Genomic DNA, 18,587 nt, shown 5'->3' with positions numbered 1-18,587 from the left:
CTCGTCCTGGCTCCCTTTCCCGGGGATCGACGAGATGTTCACCAGGGTCGCCTTCCCCGTCCAATTCCCTGATGCCCGGGGGCTGCGTGTATCGCGGGCGTATCGAAAATCGCATACGCCACCGCAACGGCCCTCCGTCTCCAATGGGGGCATGAACCACAACGCTTCCATGTCAGCACCTCCCCGCCGCGCGCGCAGGATCGTGCTCCTCGGCCTGGCGATCCTCGGCATGGCGAGCGCAGTGTTCATCGTGCGGGGGCCGCTCATGATGTCCGCTCCGATGTGCATGGCCGGGCGGTGGCACGGCTGCTTCGATACGTTCAACGGTGTGGTGCTCATGACGTTGGTCGCGTTGCCGTTGGCCCTGCTGGTGGTGTGGGCTCTGGCACGCCGTCGGCGTGCCGCCGACGTCACATCGGCGTGGCGGATGTCGCTGGCCGAGGTGGGCATGGTCCACGGCACGGCGCCGTTCATTTGGATGACCATGATGCCGGGGGGCGGGGCCGGCACCGTCCCCGCCCGGGTGAGCCTGGTACCGCTGCGGGACCTGGTCACGATGGGGCCGCTCGGAATCGTCGGCAACCTGCTGGTCTTCGCGGCGCTGGGGTTCTTCGCCCCGATGCGGTTCGCGGCGCTGGCGTCCCTGCCCCGGATCCTGACGCTCGGGGCGGGCTGCTCGGTCCTGGTCGAAACCGCACAGTACGTCCTGCGGCTGGACCGGGTGTCCTCCGTGGACGACGTACTGGTCAACGCCGCCGGCGCCGTGCTGGCCGCGATGGCGTCGCGCCGCTGGTGGCGCACCACGGCGCAAGCGCCGTCGGACCAGCCTCGCCCCGCGCTGGCACCGGCAGGCTGATCCGCGTGTCCGGTCTGCACACGTCTTTGCACGCGTCGGCGACATGTTGTGCCGCTTAGGCTTCGGACATGCGCGTACTGATCGTGGAGGACGAGCCCTACCTGGCCGAAGCCGTCCGTGACGGTCTGCGGCTGGAGGCGATCGCCGCCGACATCGCCGGCGACGGCGACTCCGCCCTGGAACTGCTCAGCGTCAACTCCTACGACCTCGCGGTCCTCGACCGCGACATCCCCGGCCCCAACGGCGACGAGGTCGCCCGGCGCATCGTCGCCTCCGGCAGCGGCATCCCGATCCTCATGCTCACCGCTGCCGACCGCATCGACGACAAGGCCTCCGGGTTCGAGCTCGGCGCCGACGACTACCTCACCAAACCGTTCGAGCTGCGGGAGCTCGTCCTGCGGCTGAGGGCGCTCGACCGCAGACGCGCGTACGCCCGGCCCCCGGTCCGCGAGATCGCGGGCCTGCGGCTCGACCCCTTCCGCCGGGAGGTCTTCCGCGACGGACGTTACGTCGCGCTCACCCGCAAACAGTTCGCCGTGCTGGAAGTCCTCGTCGCCGCCGAGGGCGGGGTCGTCAGCGCCGAAGAGCTGCTGGAACGGGCCTGGGACGAGAACGTCGACCCCCTCACCAACGCCGTGCGCATCACCGTCTCCGCACTGCGCAAACGGCTCGGCGAACCGTGGATCATCGCCACGGTGCCCGGCGTCGGCTACCGGATCGACAACGGCAGGGACACCATCGCCCCCGGCAGCACGCATGCATAGGCGCCCAGGGCTCAGCGCCCGGCTGAAACTCACCCTCAGCTACGCCGGATTCCTCGCCGTCGCCGGTGCTCTTCTGCTGGCCGTGGTGTGGGTGTTCCTGCTGCGCTACGTACCCGACAACTCCCAGGGCCTTCTCGGGATCTCACCCAACCGCTACCTCCTTGTGCACACCTTCGCCCCCGCCGCGGCCGTGGCGATGGTCTTCCTGCTCGTGTTCGGCCTCCTGGGGGGATGGATCCTCGCCGGCCGGATGCTCGCACCGCTCACCCAGATCAGGGATGCGGCACGGATGGCCGGGAACGGGTCGTTGTCCCACCGGATCCGCATGAAGGGCCGCCAGGACGAATTCCGTGAACTCTCCGACGCGTTCGACTCGATGCTCGAACAACTCGAGTCCCACGTCGCCGAGCAGCAGCGGTTCGCCGCGAACGCCTCCCACGAACTGCGCACCCCGCTGGCGATCTCGCGGACGCTCCTCGACGTCGCCCGCAAGGACCCCACGCGGGACCGGGGCGAACTCATCGAACGCCTCAGCGCTGTCAATACGCGGGCGATCGACCTCACAGAGGCCCTTCTGCTGCTCAGCCGCGGCGACCGCGGAGATTTCACCCGCGAGAGCGTCGACCTCTCCCTCACCGCCGAAGAAGCCGCCGAAACGCTGCTCCCCCTAGCCGAACAGCGCCGGATCACGCTCGACGTCACCGGCGGGGCGGCCCGGACCAGCGGCTCCGCGGAGCTCCTGCTGCGGATGGTGACGAACCTCGTCCAGAACGCCATCGTCCACAACCTCCCCGCCGGCGGCACCGTGACGGTCCACACCGAGGCGCAAGGCGACACGAGCGTGCTGCGGGTCGAGAACACAGGTCCTCGGCTCTCACCGGAACTGGTACCGACCCTCACCGAACCCTTCCAGCGGGGAACGGAACGCGTACGCACCGACGAGCACGCCGGCGTCGGCCTCGGCCTGGCCATCGTGCACAGCATCGTCCGCGCCCACGACGGAACCCTCGGCCTCGTCCCCCGTCCCGCCGGCGGCCTCCTCGTCACGGTCCGGCTTCCCGGCACGCCGCAGGCACCGTCCCCGAGCGGGGCCCACTAGATCCTCAGGACGAGTCTCCGTAGCGGGTGACGATCGCTGCGGCGCGGTTGCGCAGGGAGGCGCGCAACGACTGCGGGGCCAGGGCTTCCGCGTCCGTGCTGAGCTGCCACAGCGCCCATTCCGCGTGTCGTGAATCCTGGAAGGTCACCTCCAGTCGCAGCCAGCCGTCTGCGTCGGGTTCTTCTGCGCGGACGGCCAGCGCGGTGGCCAGCAACTCCTCGCGCCGCGCCGGGTTCACCCGTACCAGCACGGTGATGTGGTCGCCGCCGGAAAGAAACTCCGCGGAGCGTTCCCGCCAGATCCGGTCCAGATCGACCCGGTTCGGTCGCTGTGCCGTTTCAGGGAGTTCCTCGGCGGCCAACACCCGCGACAGCCGGTAGGTGCGGTTCTCGCCAGATCTCGTGGCCAGCAAGTAGGCCCGGTCGCGTACGGTGACCAGGCCGATCGGGTCCACTGTGCGCCACTGTGGTGTCTGGCCCGTGGCCGCGTAGTGGATGCGCAGCTTGTGGCCGGCGAGCACCGCGCGCCTGACCTCGATCATCGTGGCGCCGGGTACCTCCTCGGCGACCATCCGGCGTGAGAGCAGGTCGGTCTCCGGGTCGACGAGAAATCGCTGGGCCGCGTCGCTCGCGGTGGCCTGGTGACTTTCGGGCAGCGCGTCGACCACCTTCCGCATGGCCGAAGCGAGCGCCGAGCCGAGGCCGAACACCTGCTCGCCGCGCCCCGATCCGGCCGTCAGCAAAGCGAGGGCCTCGTCGTGGTTCAGTCCGGTGAGCTCGGTCCGGAAACCCGGCAACAGTGCGAAACCGCCGTGCCTGCCGCGTTCGGCGTAGACCGGGACGCCGGCCGCGGAGAGCGCCTCGATGTCGCGCAGCACGGTGCGGGTGGATACCTCCAGCTCGCGGGCCAGCGTGTCCGCAGTCAGCCGACCGCGCTGACGCAGCAGCAGCACCAGGGAGACCAACCGGTCGGCGCGCATACGAGAACGTTAACGGAATACATGACAGAGGGTGTCGTGATTTGTTGGGAGGCTCGTTCACGCGACGTCGAAACCGGTGGCTACCGAGCCGTTGGACGTACGCACTCCCGATGAATCGAATGGAGCTGACGTGGCAGTGGAACGAACGGCGGTCAACCCGGTGACGTGGTCGCAGGAGTTGGGATTCAACCAGGGTGAGGTCGTCTCCGGGCACACACGGACCCTGTACATCTCGGGGCAGACCGCGATGAGCGGCGAAGGCAAGCCCCGGCATGACGGTGACATTGCGGCGCAGTTGACGCTGAGCATCGACAACCTGGAGGCCGTGCTCGGCGAGGCCGGCATGTCTCTCGCGAACCTCGTCCGGCTCAACGTCTACACGACCGACGTCGATCGGCTTTTCCAGCACTACGGCGTGCTGGCGGCGCGGTTGGGTGCCGCCGGGGTCGCGCCGACCTCCACGATGCTCGGGGTGACGCGACTGGCCATCCCCGGCCAGATGGTCGAGCTCGAGGGGACCGCGGTCGCGTGATGTGACCTCACCGCCCCTGCTGCTCGGGCCGGTTGAACCGGCACGAGCAGCAGGCAGATGGGTGGCTGCCGGCGCGAGGTGCGGGAGCAGTTCGTTACGGGTGGAGTTCGAGAGTGATGTGCGGGAACAGCGCACTCAGGAAATCGGGGGCGTCGAACATCTCTCCCGCCGAGGCGACGCCGACCGCATGGGTGCGCCCGGTGAGGACTCGCTCGAGCGCTTCCACGACGAGGGGCGCGGTGACGGCGTAGATGTCCTGACCGCGCGCGACGGCTCGTCGTTCGGTGTCGCCCGAGCGCACGACGGCGTCGATGAGGAAGGTCTGGTCGGACCGGCCGCTCTCGTCGGCTGCGGCCGGCGCGGGCGTGTCGGAGGCCACTACCTCGCGGGCCGCCTCTGCCGTCATGTAGGTGGTCACGTCGGGGATGGACAGGTGGCTGGGTACGGTCACGACGTCGGCCATCGTGAACTCCCCGATGACGGAACGCGGGCCCATCGGCTCGGGGAAGGGCCATTCCAGGGTGGGCGGGGCGTCGGTGCGGTGCTCCCACTGGCCGCCGGTGTAGCGCAGCCGGTAATCCCCGCGCCGCTCCCGGGAGACAGCGCTCGACAGGCGCGTCCCGGCGGTGGGGTGCCAGCTGCTCAGTCCGAACGCGATGTGCGCCGAGTCGGCCCTGGTCCAGTCGCCCATCGCCGCGGTGGCCAGCAGGTCGCCGAGACCGCCGAAGAAGGCCATCGCGGGGACGATGACCGCTCCCGCCTCGCGTGCCCGGTCGGCGAAGTGCGCGAAGGTGTCGAGGTTGGCCTCGATCTCGGCCGCCACGTCCAGGTACGGGATCCGTGCCCGCAGGGCCGACTCGATCACCGGGGCGGTCGTCGAGGCGAACGGGCCCGCGCAGTTGATCACGGCCGCTGTGCCGGCCAGGGCGTGGTCGAGCGAGGCCGGGTCGTCGACCGACGCCACGCGAACGTCCAGCCCGGTCTCGTGCGCCAATGCCTTCAGCTTGTCGGCGTCGCGGCCGGAGAGAACCGGGACGTACCCGCGCTTCAGCAGCTCCGCCACCACGAAACGCCCCGTGTGCCCGTACGCACCGAACACCGCCACCGTCTGGCCCGATCCCATGAGGTTGCTCCCCTGCACTCGCCTGATCCGCAGTTGGTCGCTGCGATCTGTCATGGCCATCCTGGCGAGGAAGAGGACCCTGCACGAGAGTCTGGAACGACACGGCCCATACAATTCCGGACATGCGTACTGTCGCGTTGGCCGTCACTGACGGCATGCTGCATTTCGAACTGTCCATGGCGATCGAGGTCTTCGGATCGGACCTGACCCACATCGTGGACCCCTGGTACCACTTCTCGCTCTGCGGATCGAGCGCCGTGCAGGTCGACCGCTTCCGCCTGGAGCCCGACCACGGGCTCGACCACCTCGCGCACGCCGACACCGTGATCGTCCCCGGCTGGGCCGACACCGATGTGGACCCGCCGGCGGAACTCGTCGACGCCGTGCGCGCAGCACACGCGGCGGGCGCACGCGTGGCCTCCCTGTGCACAGGGGCCTTCGTCCTGGCCGCCGCCGGCCTGCTGGACGGCAAGCGCGCCACCACACACTGGGCGCACACCGGGGAACTGGCCAGGCGCCACCCGAAGGTCACGGTGGACCCGGACGTCCTCTACGTCGACAACGGCGACGTGCTCACCTCCGCCGGCAAGGCCGCGGCCATGGACTTGTGCCTGCACCTCGTCCGCCTCGACCACGGCTCGTCGAATGCCAACAAGATCGCCCGCCGGCTGGTCGTACCACCACACCGCGACGGCGGCCAGGCCCAGTTCATCGCCACCCCCGTCCCCGCCCCGGGCAACAATCCGCTCGCCACCCTCTTCCCCTGGGCCCTCGGGCGGCTGGACGAACCCCTCACCGTGGAAGACCTGGCCCGCCAGGCACGGATGAGCTCTCGCCACCTGGGCCGCCACTTCAAGTCGCTCACCGGCACCACCCCGCTGCAGTGGCTCCACATCCAACGCATCCGCCACGCCCAGGAACTCCTGGAGACCACCGACGACACCATCGACACCATCGCCACGGCCACCGGCATGGGCACGGCCACCACCCTGCGCCGGCACTTCCACCGGACCGTCGGCGTCCCACCGGACGCCTACCGCCGCACCTTCCGCTCCCATGCCCGCTCCCACACCGACAACCGCGGGCGACACCACCGGCCAGGGGCTGCCGACGCAGCGGAAGCCCGCAGTGGAGTTCCCCCGATGCCGCACGTATGAACGGATGCTGCTCCGTGCTGCTCCAGTGGCTGACGTGGGGCCCGCGAAGTGCCACGATGATCCGTGCTTCAACAGTGTGCCGGTCGGGACGCGGTGAGAGCGGCGGCAGCGTGTCCCGAAGACCAGCCCTACCCCACGAAAGGGCGGACACCCCATGCGCGTCATACCCCTCGTATCGTCCTTAGGCAGCGACCAGGGCTTGGCCCCGGACGATTCGGTGCGGCTCTACTACACCCGCAAGACACAGGAGATCCTCCAGAAGTACGGTCCGGGCCCCCGAGTGCACTTCCACGTAGGGCTGTATCCCGACGACCCCCGGAGACCACCGTCTCCCAGAGCACACTGCAGCAGCGCCTGTCCGCTGCGCAGGAGCGGATCGTCGAGCACGCGGCCCGTTCGTGGGGCGCGTACGAGGCGCCTCCCCGGCGGCTGCTGGACATCGGCTGCGGCCTGGGCGGCACGTCGCTGTACTGGGCGCAGGAGCACGGGGCATCGGTCACCAGCCTCACCGTCGCGGCGGAACACGTCCCGATCGTCCGGCACTTCGCCCGTCACGCGGGGGTCACGGGGCGGGTGACGCCCGTACTGGCCGATGTCCACGACCTGGACGAGACCCGTGCGTACGACGCCGTCTACGCCAACGAGAGCAGCGGCTACACCGACCGGACCCGGCTCTTCGAGGTCGTCGCCAAGGCGCTGGTGCCCGGTGGATGGTTCGGGATCCAGGAGCACTTCGTGGGCCGCTCCGAGTGGCGCGAGTTCATGGACGGCTACTACAGAACGCGGCTGGGGCGGCGCGGGGAATACCTGGCCGCGGCCGAGGCCGCCGGCTTTGAACTGGTACAGGACGAGGACGTGACGGACTCGGTGGCGGAGTTCTGGGTGCAGTCCATGGCGTGGAACACCGCCGAACTCGACCGGCTCAGAGCGGGCGCCGGAGTCGGACCCGGCGCCTGGACCGGCGAACGGCTCGAGCAGTCGACGATCGCGCACAGCAGGTTCTTCCGGCTCTGGCGTGACCACGCGGTGCAGACGCGGCTGCTGCACTTCCGGATCGGTGGCGGCCGATGACCGTCTCCCCGCGCCCCTCCCGCCTCGGTTCGCGCCTGCCGTCCTTCTACTGCCCCCTGGAGCGCGACCTCGTCCATCCCGAGGCGAAGCAGGTGGAGGCCTGGGCGGTCGAGTGGCTGGACGCCTTCGGCCTGTACCCGGATCCGGTCGAACGCGCGTGGGGTCTCGCCACCCACAGCGCCGACTTCTCCTGCCGCATCATCCCCGACGGGGACGTGGAGGCCCTCCTGCTGTTCACCGAGTGGAACTACTGGGCCAACGCCGTCGACGACTGGCAGGATTCGGGTTCCGACGAGGTGGGGACGGGTGCCGTCGTCGAACACGGTGCGCGTCTGCTGCGAACCATCGAGGACCCCGGGGTGTCCGTGCTGCCCGACGGGCCCATGACCCGCGCGCTGCTGGACCTGGTGGGCCGCACCCACGCCATGCTCACCCCCTACGAACTGCGAAGGTTCGTCGAGGGGACGCGGGACTGGCTGCTCGGGGCGGCCTGGCGGGCCGCCCAGGCCGAGGCCGGGACCATGCCGGGGCTGAACGACTTCGTCGCCATGGGGCCGCTGGCGAACGGTACACGCTTCTCGCTGACCTGGTCCGACGTCGCACGCGGAGACCGGCTGCCGGCGGACGTGCTCTGTTCCCCCGCCCTGACGGCGCTGACGGACGCGGCGGGATTCGTCGTCAGCGCGGACAACGACCTGTTCTCCTACGACAAGGACGACCACCTGGAGCCGCGCGAGGTGAATCTCGTCAATGTCCTCGCCCATCAGGAGAACTGCTCCCCCGCCGAGGCGGTGCCGCTCGCGGTTGCCTTGCGTGACCGGGTGATGGTCCTCTTCGTGAGGCTACGGGCACAGCTGGACGAGGGTGCGGACGGGGAACTGCGCCGTCACCTGGCGGCGTTGGGCCACTACATGGCCGGCTCCATCACGTGGCAGAGCCGGGCCCCCCGGTACGCCAGTCCGCGCAATCGGTACGAGCTGCCGCTCGAGGAAGCCGGGTTCGCGGTCCGGTTCGCCGATGACCCCTGCGTCACCGGATTCGAGCCACCGGATCTGCCGGCTCTCGCGTCCTGGTGGCGCCGGGTACGCGGCTGAGCGATGTCGAGGGCCCCGGCCGGTGTGGCCGGGGCCCTGGCGCAGAGGGCCTGTTCAGCGGCGGCCGAGCAGCCGGCGCCACCAGCTGACGCCACGCCGGCGAACACCGACCGCGGGCGCTGCCGTCGGCTGCGGCGGGATCAGCGCGTGCGCAGAGTGCCCGGACGGCTGCTCGGGCTGGGGTTGCGGATTCGGCACGGAACGGGGGGCGAACCGTACCGGCAGTGACAGCAAGTGGCGTGACATGAGGGTGCCACGCCACTGGAGCTCGCTCGCGTCGACCGCCAGCTGGAGGTCGGGCAGCCGGTCCAGCAGGACTTCGATGCCGGTGTCCGCGATGGCACGCCCGATGTCCTGGCCCGGGCACTCGTGCGGTCCGCTGCTGAAGGCCAGGTGGGAGCGGTTGCCGTGGACGGAGACCTCGGGGTCCGGTCGGATCTGCGGGTCGGCGTTGCCCGCGGCCAGGCCGAGCAGGATCATGTCGCCGGCTTTCACCTGCTGGCCGCCGAGCAGGGTGTCACCGGTGGCCCAGCGCCCGATGATCGTATTGATCGGCGGGTCGTCCCAGAGGACTTGCTCCAGGGCGTCGGGCAGGGTCATCTGGCCTCCGGAGAGGCTCGCCCGGAAGCGCGGGTCGGTCAGTACGGTCCGCAGCGTGTTGGCGATCAGGTTGGCGGTGGTCTCGTAGGCCGCGATCAGCACGACGCGCAGGTGCATCAGCACTTCGGTGTCGCTCAGGTTCGCGGGATGCTCGATCAGCCAGGAGGCGAGGTCACGGGCGGGCTTGGCCTTGCGCTCCACGACCAGGTTTTCCAGCGTGTCAGTGACGTAGCGGTCGCTCTGGAGGGCCGTCTCGGTTCCCTGGAGCATGTCGCGTGCCGCGTTGACCAGCAGGGGTCCGTGTTCGTCCGGTGCACCGATGAGCTGCGTCATGACCAGCATGGGGAGCTGGTCGGAGAAGGCGGAGACCAGGTCGGCGTATCCCTCGCCTGCGATCTGGTCGACGAGCTGGTTGGCGAAGCGGGTCACGTAGCGGCGGATGCCGCGCTTGTCGAAGCGCTCCAGGGATTCCACCACGGCTGAGCGCAGCCGCTCGTGAACGGGCCCGTCGGTGAAGTTGCACACTGGCACCCAGGAGACCATGGGGCCGAGCGGGGTGTCGGCCGGTACCCGGCCCTCTCTCATGTCGCGCCAGCCCCGGGGATCGCGGGCGAAGCGCGAGGAGGTGCGCGCGACGTCCAGGTTCTCCCGGTGACCGAGGACCAGCCATGCCGGAAGGTCTCCGCTCACCAGCACCGGGGCCACCGGCCCGTATTCGGCCCGCAGCTTCTCGTACAGCGCGAGGGGGTCGGCTTGAGCCTCCGCTCCGTGGAGTCGGTACATGCCGTCCGCCGTTCCCGCCGCGTGGGCGGGGCACTCGGGCGGTGGGGTGGGGTGGGTACTCACATTGCCTCCTGGGTGGCTGCCTGGGAATGCAGGTAGCGCATGAGGGTCAGCAGGACATCGCGGGACGAGTCCCGTCGTCTGGCGTCGCAGACGAGGATCGGGACGGCGGGGGGCAGATCGAGGGCCTGGCGCAGTTCCTCCACCGGATGTTCGGGCGCGCCGGGGAAGGAGTTGACGGCCACGACGAAGGGGACGCCCCGCTCCTCGAGCCGTCCGATGACATCGAAGCTGATCTCCAGCCGACGGGTGTCGAGGAGTACGACCGCTCCGAGCGCGCCCTCGAAGAGCCCGCGCCACAGGAACCAGAATCGCTCCTGGCCCGGTGTTCCGAACAGGTACAGCACGAGTTCGTCGTTGATGCTGATGCGGCCGAAGTCCATGGCCACGGTGGTGGTGATCTTGCGGGCCACGCCCCAGGTGTCGTCGACGCCGACGCCGGCCCTGGTCATCGTTTCCTCGGTCGTCAGCGGCTTGATCTCGCTGACCGCACCGACCATCGTCGTCTTGCCCACGCCGAAACCGCCGACGATGACGACTTTCACGGCGGCCGCGGCCGTCTGCGGCAGTATGTCCGCGCGGGACGGCCCGGCGGGCGGGTCAGAGTTTCTGTAGTCCATCGATCACTGCCTCGATCAGAGCAAGGTCGGGTAGCTGCGCGGCGGGAATGGGCGGACGGACGTGCACGCGCTGTGCGGCCATCAGGTCTCCGACCAGCACGGTGACGACGCTCACGGGCAGGCCGGCGTACGCGGCGATCTCGGCCACCGAGAGCGGTGACTGGCACATCCGCAGGATGGCCGCCTGCTCGGGCTGCATCTCGGGCCGGACGGGCGCCTTGGCCACGACTAAGGTCACGAGGTCCAGATGGACAGCGGTGGAGGGTCCGCTGCGTCCGCCGGTGATGACGTAGAGCCGTTCGGGGCTGCCGTCCTCCCAGCTTGTGGGCGGCTCATTCACGCGGGCTGCCCGTCATGTCGGGGCGGGCTGCTCAGGTGCTCCCCCATTCGGGTCACCAGGTTGCGCATCTGCGCGCCCATCAGGCCCGCGTCGACACCCTCGTCGGCGAGGACCGCGAGGTAGGAGCCGTTGCCGGCGGCCATCAGGTAGAAGAACCCGCCGTCCATCTCGATCACGACCAGGCGCATTCTGCCCTCGGAGCGGGGCAGTTCCGCGGCCACCGCTCCGGCGAGGCTCTGCAGGCCCGCACAGGCGGCTGCCAGGCGGTCGGCCGTGTCGGTCTCGGCCCCGTGCTGCGCCACGCAGAGCCCGTCCGCGGACAGTACGATCACGTGCCGCGTCTGCGGCACTCCGGCGGCCAGGTCCTTGAGCATCCAGTCCATGCTGCTGCTTCGCTGAGTCATCACTGCTTACGCCCCTTTGGTCGCTGAACCCGACGCGTCCTGGGCGCCCTGCGCTTCTTGGCCGGGCTCACTGGACAGTCCGCTGTGGAACGCCTCCAGCCACATTCCGGGGCCGCCGTCGTCCGCCGACTGCGGCCTCGCGGCGGGCTGGGCGTCGGAGGTGGTGACACGGTCCTTCCGGCGTCGCTGCGGCAGGCCGGTCGCGGTACGTTCGGTGGTCGGCACGCTGCTGACAGGCACCGGCCTGGGCGCCGGTGCCGGTGCTTGTGCCGGCCGGGGCACGAACACGCCGGCCGACGAGCGGTCGAGGGGGTGCTCGCGCGGTGCGGCGGCCACTGCCCTGGGCCCCGAGGAGGAGCCGATGCCGTGGGCGAGACCGGTCGCCGCGGACGCCGTGGTGATCAGGTGCTGCGGCACGATGACCACGGCGCGGACGCCTCCGTAGGCGGAAGAGCGCAGGGACACCTGGAAGCCGTACGCCTGCGCCAGCCGGCCGACCACCGCCAGGCCCAGCCTCGGCGTCTCGCCCAGGTCGTTGAGGTCGATGCCGGACTGCGCCTGCGCGAGCAGCTTCTCGGCGCGTCCGCGCGCCTCGTCGCTCATGCTCAGGCCGCCGTCCTCGATCTCCACGGCGATGCCCGACTGCACCTCGACGGCGGTGAGGTGGACCCGGGTGTGCGGCGGTGAGTACCGGGTGGCGTTGTCCAGCAGCTCTGCCAGGGTGTGGATCAGCGGCTCCACGATCGGGCCGACGACGGCGACCTCGGAGACCGAGTGGAGTTCCACCCGCTGGTAGTCGATGATCCTCGACATCGCGCCGCGCATCACGCTGTACAAGGTGACGGCCCTGCTCCACTGGCGGCCGGGGCGCGCACCGCCGAGGACCGAGATGGAGTCGGCGAGCCTGCCGATCAGGGCGGTGCCGTGGTCCAGTCGCAGAAGGTCGCCGAACACGTCCGGGTTGCGGCCGTGCCGGTCCTCCATCTCGCGCATCTCGTGGGCCTGCTGATGGACGATCGCCTGCACGCGGCGGGCGACGTTCACGAAGGCCCGCTGCGCCGAGTCGCGAAGACTCTCCTCGTTGTCGACCGCGTCGATGACGTGGGCCAGCACGGCCTGCAGGGCGGCTCTGAAGCGCGGGGTCAGGGCCGCGTCCTCGCCCCAGCGGCTGCCGTGTCCGCCGCGCCCTCCCAGGGAGGTCAACACCTCTTCGGCCAGCTCGCCCTTGCGCAGTCGCTCGATGGCCTCGGGCAGCACCGCCGCGGAGAGTCGGACCGCCTCGGCTTCCTGCCGGGACAGGACATGCTGGAGAGCCGCGACCTGGGCACTGCGGGCGGCGAGCGCGCGGCCGCGCCGTACCGCTTCGACGAACACCGCGGCGGTGCAAGCGGCGCCTGCGGCGATCAGTGCGGTGCCCACCGGTTCCGAGGAGGAGGTAAGCGCCCCGACCAGGCAGGCGGCGGCCACGGCCGCGATCGCGGGCAGCGTCCGGCTTGTTCCCCCTCAAGGTGGTGGGCGGTTTCGGGTGGAATGTCTTTTTGCTCCATCGGCGTCCTCGAACTATCGAAAAAAGGGACCTTCTGATCGGTGGGCGGGAGCATAACTACGCCCAACTGCCCGCATGCGCGGTTTCGTTGGAGTTCATCGGACCGGAGGAACCGTTATGCGCCATCAATAGCGCCCGATTCCGCCACCGGCGGGAGCCCGCCCACGGTGAGCGGCGCCGTAGGGGAGGTCAACGGCATGTCGACCCGTTCCCGGCGAGGAAACTCGCACTTATGTTCCGATCGGTTCCGGCCGCATCGCTCTGTTCGGAAGTGGCGTCCCGGACGGAAAAACGCTAGGAGCACCCACGGCAGACCGGGGCGACAGTTACTTGACCTCAAGGTCAAAAATGCTGTTACGGTGGCACCATGGGCAGACCGAAGCAGTTCGATCCGGACGTGGCGGTGGAGCGCGCGATGGACGTGTTCTGGCGCAAGGGGTACGCGGCGACGACGCCTCAGGACCTCGTGGACGAGATCGGCATCGGCAAGGGCAGTCTGTACAACACCTTCGGCAGCAAGCACGCGTTGTTCGAACTGGCGCTTGCACGCTACCGCGACTCACAGGCCGCGTGGCTGGCAGCACTCCTCGACCATCCCGGCTCGGCGAAGGCCCGCCTGCGCGGCGCACTGGAGGCGCTGGTCGAGCTCGACTTGGGCGACCCGGATCGGCGCGGCTGCATGGCGGTCAACACCGCCGCCGAGTCGGCTTCCTCGGACGCCGAGACGGCCGACACCGTGCGCAAGATGTTCGCGCGTACGGAGAGCGCGTTCCGGGCGACCGTTGAGGAAGGCCAGCGAGCCGGCGAGATCGACGGTGATCGCGACGCGGCCGCGGTGGCCTCCTGGCTGCTCGCGACGGTCATCGGTATGCGGGTGCTGGCGAAGACCGCCGAGGATGCCACGCAGTTGAGGCGGGTCGTGGACGCGGCGATGGGGTCGCTGTAGTTCGACCCTGCCAGCCGGCGGCCCTTTTTTGTGGACTTGTTTTGTACCTGTAGTTCAAAATCCGCAAGGCGAAGGAGTCTGACATGGAGCTCAATCTCGTCGGGAAGACCGCGGTCGTCACCGGGGCCAGCCGAGGTGTCGGCCTCGCGATCACGCGGCAGCTCGTCGCCGAGGGGGTCCGCGTGGTCGGCGCGGCCCGCACGATCACCGCCGAACTGAAGGAGTCCGGTGCCCGCCCGGTCGCGGTCGACCTGAGTACACCGGAAGGCGCCGAGGAGTTGGGGGCGCAGGCGCTCGCAGAACTCGGCGGCGTGGACATCATGGTCAACAACCTGGGCGGCGGAGACACGTTCAACCTGCAAGGCTTCCTCGCGACCGACGACGCCCTGTGGGCGCAGAGCTTCGAAGTCAATCTGTTCGCCACGGTCCGGGTCACCCGCCGACTGCTGCCGAGCATCCTGGAACGCCGCGGTTCGGTGGTGAACATCTCGTCGATGACCGCGCGCCTGCCGGGCACGGGCCCGATCGAGTACGGCGCCGCGAAGGCCGGCCTCAATGCGTTCGGCAAGGCACTGTCCGAGGAGTTCGGCCCCCAGGGCATCCGCGTGAACACGGTCTCCCCGGCCCGACACGTACCGGCATGTGGGAGGACGACGACAGTTTCGGCGCCCGCCTCGCCGAGGCGAATGGCGTCGGGCACCGCGACTTCGTGTCCGGGGTGCCCGCGGCGATGGGCATGACCACCGGCCGCATGGCCGAACCCGACGAGGTCGCGGCCGTCGTCGCGTTCCTCGCCTCGGACCGCGCGGCAAGCATCACCGGCGCCGACTACGTCGTTGACGGCGGCGGCATCAAGACGGTGTGACGGCGCTCGTGGTGCCGGGAGCCTGCTGCCGGTGTGCCACGACGGGCTCACCGGCAGCAGGGCCTTCGGTCTGACGGAAGGCGGGGGCGGGGCCGGCTATTTCACCGAGCCCGCCATCACGCCCTGGACGAAGTGCCGCTGGAAGGCGAAGAAGACGATCAGCGGGACCACCAGGGACAGGAACGCCCCCGGCGCGAGGACTCCGATGTTGCTTCCGAACTGCCGCATCTGGGACTGCAGCGCGACCGTGAGCGGCTGGGACTCGCTGTCCGCGAAGAGCAGTGCCACGAGCATGTCGTTCCAGACCCAGAGGAACTGGAAGATCGCCAGGCTCGCGATGGCCGGACGGCCGAGCGGCAGCACGAGGCGGGAGAAGATCCGCCACTCGCTGCCGCCGTCCATCCGCGCGGCTTCCAGCATTTCGCGCGGTATCTCGGCGAAGTAGTTGCGCAGCAGGAAGATCGCGAACGGCAGCCCGTAGGCGACGTGGAAGAGGACGACGCCCGCGATCGTGCCGAACAGCCCCACCGCGCCGAAGAGTTTGGCCACGGGCAGCAGCCCGATCTGCACCGGTACCACAAGCAGTCCGACGACCACCAGGAAGATGCCGTCCCGGCCCGGGAAGTCCAGCCACGCGAAGGCGTATCCGGCGAGTGACGCGATGGCGACCACCAGGACGGTGGTGGGCACGGATATCAGGAGGGTGTTCCCGAAGGCCGCCGCGATGCCGGAGTCCTTCAGCAAGGCGGTGTAGTTGTCCAGGGACAGCTGGGACGGATCGGCCAGCGCGGTCCACCAGCCGCCGGAGGCGTTGTCCCGCTCGGAGCGCATCGAGGACAGGAACAGGCCCGCCAGGGGGTGATCCATACGAGTGCGGCCAAGATCAGCACGCCCTGGACGGCGGAGTTGCTCAGCAGGCGCGACACCCGGCTCCCGCGCCGCGGCCTGGGCGCGGACGGGGCGGGGACGGGCCGGACCGGCGCCGCCCGCCGGGACGGTCGGCGCTCGATGGTGCTGTGGCCGCTCATGCTCCACTCCTTCGGAAACGCCGGATGTTGAAGATCATCGCCGGGACGACCAGCAGGAGGAGCACCACGCTGAGCGCGCTGCCGAGCCCCTGGTCGTTGCCGCCGCCGAAGGAGACCAGCCACATGCGGGTGGCCAGCACGTTCGCCTCTTCCTGTACGGGTCCGGGCGCGATGATGTAGACGAGGTCGAAGACCTTCATCACGTTGATCACCAGGGTCACGAAGACGACGGTGAGTACCGGTGCCAGCAGCGGCACGGTGATCTTGCGGAATATCTGGCCCTCGGTGGCACCGTCCATCCGTGCGGCCTCCAGCGCGTCGCGTGGGATGGCCGCGAGGCCGGCGCCGATCAGGACCATCGCGAAGCCGGTCCACACCCACAGGTAGGCGCCGATGATGGCCGGGGTCACCAGCGCCGGACCGAGCCAGTTCACCCCCTTGTAGGGGGCCTCGAAGTTGGCCGCGGGCAGCGAGACGGTGTAATCGCCGTCGGCCAGCCCGGTGAAGCGGAAGGACCCGTCGTCGGCCGTGGTGGCGGTCGCGGCCACCCGGCCGTCCCGCACGGCCTCGACCGTCATGCCGGGCAGCCCCTTCTCGCCCGGGTCGACCTTGCCCGGTGTGCCGGCGCCGCCGGGGGCGAAGTCGAGGTAGACGACTCCCCCGATCTCCTGTGTGCCGGGCGCCGCCGCGGCCGCGGCCTTCGCGGCGGCGGGCATCGCGTCGCCTGCCACCCCGACGAACCCGAGGCTTACCGAGCGGCCGGGACGTACGGTCTCCTCGGTGCTGTACGGGCCGCCCGCCCTACCGGTCAGGCCTTGGCCCTCTCGGGCGCGGGCCGTCGGGTAGGCGGCAGCGTCGTCGAAGGTGTCGTGGACGCCGACGACAGCGGCGTTGAGCACGCCCCGGTCCGGGTCCTGTTCGTAGGCGAGCCGGAAGATGATGCCCGCGGCGAGGAACGACACGGCCATCGGCAGGAAGAGCACCAGCTTGAACGCGGTCGCCCAGCGCACCTTTTCGGTGAGTACGGCGAGGAGCAGCCCCAGTCCGGTCAGCAGGGTCGGGGCGACGACGACCCAGATGGTGCTGTTGCGGATCGCCTTGAGCGTGGCCGGGTCGTGGATGATCGTCGCGTAGTTCCCGGCTCCGACGAAGCGGTCACCGCTGGCGTCGAAGAGGCTGCGGCCGAAGGAGAAGAGGACGGGGTAGACGACCAGCGCGCCGAGCAGCAGCAGGGCCGGCAGGACGAAGACGACCGCGAGGCGGCGCTTCTTTCGGTGAGCCCGGCGCCGCCCGTCGGCGGCAGCGCGGGTGGTCACGGTGTCAGCCATGGGAGCCGCCTCAGTTCCCGTAGGCCTTGGCGGCCTCGGCCTCGAGCTTCGCGGCCGTGCCCTGGGGGTCCGACGGGTCGCGCAGGAAGTCCTGGAGGAGCTTCCACTCCCCCGCGCCCTTGGTGCCGCCGAACGCGGCCGGGGCCTGGTCCGACATGTCGAAGCGGATCGAGTCGCCCGCCGCGATGAGCGACTCGGCGGTGCTGCGGGTGACGGGGTCGCCGTACGCGGCCATGTCGACCCGGATGCTCGGGGACAGGAAGCCGCCCGCGCCGGCCCAGATCTCGGCCGCCTCGGGCCCGGCCAGGTACTCGACGAGCTTCATGCCGGCCTTGCTGTTCTTCCCCTGCTTGAGGACGACGGCCGCGTCACCACCGCTGACGACGGGCGCCTTGCCGCCGTCGACTGCGGGGAAGGGAAGGAATTTGGCGTCCTTGCCGGGCTGCTTGCCGAACTGGTCCTTGGCGACGCCGCCGACGAAGTCTCCCTCGTAGACCATGGCCGCCTTGGGCTCGGCGCCGAAGACCTGCTCGACCGACTTCGGGAAGTCGGTGCCCAGCGCGGTCTGGGCGCCGCCGGCGACGAGCCGGTTGTCCTTGAAGAGTTCCCCGAGGGTGGTCAGGGCTTTGACGACGCTGTCGTCGGTCCACTTGAGCTTGTGCTGGGCGAGCTGGTCGTACTTCTCCGGCCCGGCCTGGGAGAGGTAGATGTTCTCGAACCAGTCGGTGAGGGTCCAGCCGTCCTCGCCGGCTATGGCGAAGGCCGGGCGGCCGGAGTCGGCGAGGGTGTGGCCGGCCTTCAGCAGGTCGGCGTAGCTCTTGGGCTCGCTGACGCCGGCCTGGGTGAAGGTCTCCGGGGCGTACCAGATGGTGGACTTGTGGGCGGCCTTGAAGTAGAGGCCGTAGTACGTGCCGCCGACGGTGCCGTAGTTCTTCCACACCGGGGCGAGCGTGGAGTCGGCCGTCTTGGCGGTCTGGTCGGACAGCGGCTGGAGCCAGCCCTCCTTGGCGAACTGCTGGAGCACGCCCACCTGGGGGACCATCACCACGTCGGGCGCGTTGCCGCCCTCGATCTTGCTTCCGACGAAGGTGGAGACGTTGTCGCCGGAGGGGACGAAGGCAGTCGTGGCTCCGGTCTTCTTGGTGAAGGCGTCGAGGACCTTCTTGAAGTTCTTCTGCTCGGTGCCGGTCCACACGCCTGCCACGGTCACGGTCTGACCGGCCAGTTCACCGCCGCTCGCGGGTCCGGTGGTGCCGCCGCAGGCGGTGGCACCGAGGGTGAGAGCCAGGGCCGCCGTGGCGGAGGCCGCGGTCCGTCGGGTCGTCTTGCTGGTTCGTCGCATGATGAGGTCCTTTTCGAGGAAGTCCGGGGCTGCGGGGTGGGAGGGGCCTG

At 69.9% G+C, this 18,587-nt stretch carries 17 protein-coding genes and 2 pseudogenes; 9 read left to right on the top strand and 10 right to left on the bottom strand.

What is annotated here, in order from left to right; genetic code table 11:
* Positions 1 to 151: 151 nt before the first annotated feature.
* From JIW86_RS37560 to JIW86_RS37550, 3 genes are all read left to right on the top strand, one after another.
* Complete coding sequence (locus tag JIW86_RS37560) at positions 152 to 856, top strand: VanZ family protein (protein WP_257558791.1); 705 nt, start codon at positions 152 to 154, stop codon at positions 854 to 856.
* Positions 857 to 924: 68 nt separating this feature from the next.
* Positions 925 to 1,620, top strand: coding sequence for a response regulator transcription factor (locus JIW86_RS37555; protein ID WP_257558790.1), 696 nt, complete (start codon positions 925 to 927; stop codon positions 1,618 to 1,620).
* The gene (locus JIW86_RS37550) at positions 1,613 to 2,719 is read left to right on the top strand and encodes a sensor histidine kinase (RefSeq protein WP_257558789.1); all 1,107 of its coding nucleotides are present in this window, start codon (positions 1,613 to 1,615) and stop codon (positions 2,717 to 2,719) included. Before JIW86_RS37555 ends, JIW86_RS37550 begins: the two co-directional genes overlap by 8 nt.
* 4 nt (positions 2,720 to 2,723) lie before the next feature.
* Here JIW86_RS37550 and JIW86_RS37545 read toward each other — a convergent pair whose 3' ends face one another.
* Positions 2,724 to 3,698 carry a helix-turn-helix transcriptional regulator gene (locus JIW86_RS37545; RefSeq protein ID WP_257558788.1) on the bottom strand — a complete coding sequence of 325 codons (975 nt, stop codon included), beginning with the start codon at positions 3,696 to 3,698 and terminating at the stop codon, positions 2,724 to 2,726.
* A 136-nt stretch (positions 3,699 to 3,834) separates the two neighbouring features.
* Here JIW86_RS37545 and JIW86_RS37540 point away from each other — a divergent pair, with 136 nt between their 5' ends.
* Positions 3,835 to 4,230, top strand: coding sequence for a RidA family protein (locus JIW86_RS37540; protein ID WP_257558787.1), 396 nt, complete (start codon positions 3,835 to 3,837; stop codon positions 4,228 to 4,230).
* Between the two features lie 94 nt (positions 4,231 to 4,324).
* Here JIW86_RS37540 and JIW86_RS37535 read toward each other — a convergent pair whose 3' ends face one another.
* A complete protein-coding gene (locus JIW86_RS37535) occupies positions 4,325 to 5,353 on the bottom strand; it encodes a saccharopine dehydrogenase family protein (protein ID WP_257559595.1) in 1,029 nt (342 codons plus the stop codon).
* A 122-nt stretch (positions 5,354 to 5,475) separates the two neighbouring features.
* On the opposite strand from JIW86_RS37535, the gene JIW86_RS37530 reads away from it, so the two are divergent.
* The 3 genes from JIW86_RS37530 (at position 5,476) to JIW86_RS37520 (ending at position 8,675) form a co-directional block, all read left to right on the top strand.
* The gene (locus JIW86_RS37530) at positions 5,476 to 6,510 is read left to right on the top strand and encodes a helix-turn-helix domain-containing protein (protein ID WP_257558786.1); all 1,035 of its coding nucleotides are present in this window, start codon (positions 5,476 to 5,478) and stop codon (positions 6,508 to 6,510) included.
* Between the two features lie 63 nt (positions 6,511 to 6,573).
* The gene (locus JIW86_RS37525; RefSeq protein ID WP_322975579.1) at positions 6,574 to 7,581 is read left to right on the top strand and encodes an SAM-dependent methyltransferase; all 1,008 of its coding nucleotides are present in this window, start codon (positions 6,574 to 6,576) and stop codon (positions 7,579 to 7,581) included.
* Positions 7,578 to 8,675: a terpene synthase family protein gene (locus JIW86_RS37520; RefSeq protein ID WP_257558783.1), complete on the top strand. Its 1,098-nt coding sequence runs from the start codon at positions 7,578 to 7,580 to the stop codon at positions 8,673 to 8,675. The genes JIW86_RS37525 and JIW86_RS37520 overlap by 4 nt, the downstream gene beginning before the upstream one ends.
* Before the next feature lie 54 nt (positions 8,676 to 8,729).
* On the opposite strand, the gene JIW86_RS37515 is transcribed toward JIW86_RS37520, so the two are convergent.
* The 5 genes from JIW86_RS37515 to JIW86_RS37495 are packed head-to-tail and all read right to left on the bottom strand — an operon-like array spanning position 8,730 to position 12,949.
* Positions 8,730 to 10,211 (bottom strand): cytochrome P450, encoded by a 1,482-nt coding sequence (locus JIW86_RS37515; RefSeq protein WP_416237703.1) that lies wholly within the window; start codon positions 10,209 to 10,211, stop codon positions 8,730 to 8,732.
* Complete coding sequence (locus JIW86_RS37510) at positions 10,118 to 10,738, bottom strand: GTP-binding protein (protein ID WP_215140379.1); 621 nt, start codon at positions 10,736 to 10,738, stop codon at positions 10,118 to 10,120. Before JIW86_RS37510 ends, JIW86_RS37515 begins: the two co-directional genes overlap by 94 nt.
* A complete protein-coding gene (locus tag JIW86_RS37505; RefSeq protein WP_215140380.1) occupies positions 10,719 to 11,078 on the bottom strand; it encodes a DUF742 domain-containing protein in 360 nt (119 codons plus the stop codon). Before JIW86_RS37505 ends, JIW86_RS37510 begins: the two co-directional genes overlap by 20 nt.
* On the bottom strand, positions 11,075 to 11,482 hold the full coding sequence (locus JIW86_RS37500) for a roadblock/LC7 domain-containing protein (protein ID WP_215140381.1): 408 nt from the start codon (positions 11,480 to 11,482) through the stop codon (positions 11,075 to 11,077). The genes JIW86_RS37505 and JIW86_RS37500 overlap by 4 nt, the downstream gene beginning before the upstream one ends.
* A 6-nt stretch (positions 11,483 to 11,488) precedes the next feature.
* Positions 11,489 to 12,949 (bottom strand): ATP-binding protein, encoded by a 1,461-nt coding sequence (locus tag JIW86_RS37495; protein WP_416237641.1) that lies wholly within the window; start codon positions 12,947 to 12,949, stop codon positions 11,489 to 11,491.
* Positions 12,950 to 13,395: 446 nt separating this feature from the next.
* Between JIW86_RS37495 and JIW86_RS37490 the strand changes: the two genes are divergently transcribed.
* The gene (locus JIW86_RS37490) at positions 13,396 to 13,974 is read left to right on the top strand and encodes a TetR/AcrR family transcriptional regulator (RefSeq protein WP_257558782.1); all 579 of its coding nucleotides are present in this window, start codon (positions 13,396 to 13,398) and stop codon (positions 13,972 to 13,974) included.
* 83 nt (positions 13,975 to 14,057) lie between these two features.
* Positions 14,058 to 14,839: pseudogene (locus JIW86_RS37485) on the top strand (oxidoreductase).
* Positions 14,840 to 14,935: 96 nt separating this feature from the next.
* On the opposite strand, the pseudogene JIW86_RS37480 reads toward JIW86_RS37485, so the two are convergent.
* The 3 genes and pseudogenes from JIW86_RS37480 to JIW86_RS37470 form a co-directional block, all read right to left on the bottom strand.
* Positions 14,936 to 15,867 (bottom strand): annotated as a pseudogene (locus JIW86_RS37480) (carbohydrate ABC transporter permease).
* A complete protein-coding gene (locus tag JIW86_RS37475) occupies positions 15,864 to 17,195 on the bottom strand; it encodes an ABC transporter permease subunit (protein ID WP_257558780.1) in 1,332 nt (443 codons plus the stop codon). The pseudogene JIW86_RS37480 and the gene JIW86_RS37475 overlap by 4 nt, the downstream one beginning before the upstream one ends.
* A gap of 10 nt (positions 17,196 to 17,205) precedes the next feature.
* Positions 17,206 to 18,537: an ABC transporter substrate-binding protein gene (locus JIW86_RS37470; protein ID WP_257558778.1), complete on the bottom strand. Its 1,332-nt coding sequence runs from the start codon at positions 18,535 to 18,537 to the stop codon at positions 17,206 to 17,208.
* Positions 18,538 to 18,587 lie beyond the last annotated feature (50 nt).

The sequence above is a fragment of the Streptomyces sp. NBC_00162 genome (assembly GCF_024611995.1).
Lineage (GTDB): Bacteria > Actinomycetota > Actinomycetes > Streptomycetales > Streptomycetaceae > Streptomyces.
The sequence above is the reverse complement of the archived record's forward strand: the minus strand, read 5'-3'. Positions and strand labels throughout refer to the sequence as shown.

Coding starts and splice junctions, on each gene's coding strand:
- JIW86_RS37470 (WP_257558778.1), bottom strand. CDS start 18,537: ATGCGACGAACCAGCAAGACGACCCGACGGACCGCGGCCTCCGCCACG.
- JIW86_RS37510 (WP_215140379.1), bottom strand. CDS start 10,738: ATGGACTACAGAAACTCTGACCCGCCCGCCGGGCCGTCCCGCGCGGAC.
- JIW86_RS37500 (WP_215140381.1), bottom strand. CDS start 11,482: ATGACTCAGCGAAGCAGCAGCATGGACTGGATGCTCAAGGACCTGGCC.
- JIW86_RS37520 (WP_257558783.1), top strand. CDS start 7,578: ATGACCGTCTCCCCGCGCCCCTCCCGCCTCGGTTCGCGCCTGCCGTCC.
- JIW86_RS37490 (WP_257558782.1), top strand. CDS start 13,396: ATGGGCAGACCGAAGCAGTTCGATCCGGACGTGGCGGTGGAGCGCGCG.
- JIW86_RS37535 (WP_257559595.1), bottom strand. CDS start 5,353: ATGGGATCGGGCCAGACGGTGGCGGTGTTCGGTGCGTACGGGCACACG.
- JIW86_RS37555 (WP_257558790.1), top strand. CDS start 925: ATGCGCGTACTGATCGTGGAGGACGAGCCCTACCTGGCCGAAGCCGTC.
- JIW86_RS37560 (WP_257558791.1), top strand. CDS start 152: ATGAACCACAACGCTTCCATGTCAGCACCTCCCCGCCGCGCGCGCAGG.
- JIW86_RS37475 (WP_257558780.1), bottom strand. CDS start 17,195: ATGGCTGACACCGTGACCACCCGCGCTGCCGCCGACGGGCGGCGCCGG.
- JIW86_RS37530 (WP_257558786.1), top strand. CDS start 5,476: ATGCGTACTGTCGCGTTGGCCGTCACTGACGGCATGCTGCATTTCGAA.
- JIW86_RS37545 (WP_257558788.1), bottom strand. CDS start 3,698: ATGCGCGCCGACCGGTTGGTCTCCCTGGTGCTGCTGCTGCGTCAGCGC.
- JIW86_RS37550 (WP_257558789.1), top strand. CDS start 1,613: ATGCATAGGCGCCCAGGGCTCAGCGCCCGGCTGAAACTCACCCTCAGC.